This is a genomic window from Kitasatospora sp. NPDC092286 (assembly GCF_044755565.1).
Taxonomy (GTDB): domain Bacteria; phylum Actinomycetota; class Actinomycetes; order Streptomycetales; family Streptomycetaceae; genus Kitasatospora.
Map to the genome: position 1 here is coordinate 1 of NZ_JBIVRD010000136.1, position 1153 is coordinate 1153.

Annotated in this window: 1 protein-coding gene; it reads right to left on the reverse strand. The window is 70.3% G+C overall.

The window, feature by feature from the left end; genetic code table 11:
- Positions 1-61: 61 nt before the first annotated feature.
- A partial coding sequence (locus tag ACIQIB_RS39540) for a transposase (protein ID WP_400764327.1) occupies positions 62-1153 on the reverse strand: 1092 nt, incomplete at its 5' end.

Genomic DNA, 1153 nt, shown 5'->3' on the forward strand with positions numbered 1-1153 from the left:
CTTGTCGTTTGACCTCCATTGATCATCTTCTGTGGCGTTCGGGTTATCGCCTGTCTGTTCGCTATTGGTTGGTGACCAGGGCGAGTCCGACGTCATAGATGGGGGCTCGGTGGCGGTTGGGCCGGCCGGGTGGGCGCCCGGCGCCGGGGCGGGAGGGTCTCGCAACACGAGCTGGGCAGAGCAGGCGCGTGCGGATGTTGCGGAACCCGCGTCGCACCCGGGCGGGGCTGAGGCGTTCGGCGGGCTGCGGTCTCTCCCAGGGCCGGCGGAGGTCGGCGGACAGTGGCCTGGCGAGGCGGAGTTGGGTGTGGACGGCCAGGACAAGGGCGGTCCAGCGGTCGGCCGCTGAGGGCTCGCGTAGCTTCGGGCGGGTCCAGCCGAGGTCCTGCTTGAGGAAGCGGAAGGTGTGTTCCAGGTCGAAGCGCCGCAGGAACGCGTGCCAGGCGGTGTCGGTGTCGTCGCCGGAGGGTGTGGGGTGGGAGTACCACAGCCAGACCGGTTTCGGGGTACCACCGGAGGGCAGGTGGTCGACGTCGAGTCGGATCAGGGTGCCTTCGACGATGGGGAGTTGGCCCTGGTGGTCGCTCCAGGCGGAGCGTCGCCAGATGCGTGGATGCAGGCGGTGCCAGGCGCGGACGCGGGCGGTGCCGTATCGGCGGGTGGTGTGCTCGGTGTCGCTGTCGGGATCGCGCCAGGTCGTAGGATCGGCCAGCGCGAACCGGGCTCCGTGACTGCGGGGTTGGCCGCCCTTGGGGCCCACCCGGTAGTCGTCGGGCACGGGATTGAAGAAGACCCTGTCGGAGCGCATCCGCACCACGATCTGGACGGGCAGGTCCCGCAGGAGGTGGGCCAGACGCGGGCCGTCGTAGCCGGCGTCCGCCACGACCAGCACCGGCGGGTCGCCGATCTTCCAGTGCCCGGCGCTGAAGATGCCGCGCAGGACCTCACGCAGCTGGGCGGCGGTGACGGCCGCCGTGTCCGCGCCGGGTTCCAGGCGTGTGGCGTCCAACAGGGCCGTCCACGAGGTCGAGCCCGACTCCAGAGCGGCAACGAAGGAGTAGGGCCATCCGGGAACCATCTCGTGCGTGTTCTCGCGCCGACCGTAGGTGTGGCAAAAGGAACGGCCGTTGCTGGTGTTGGCGTCCGGCCGCAG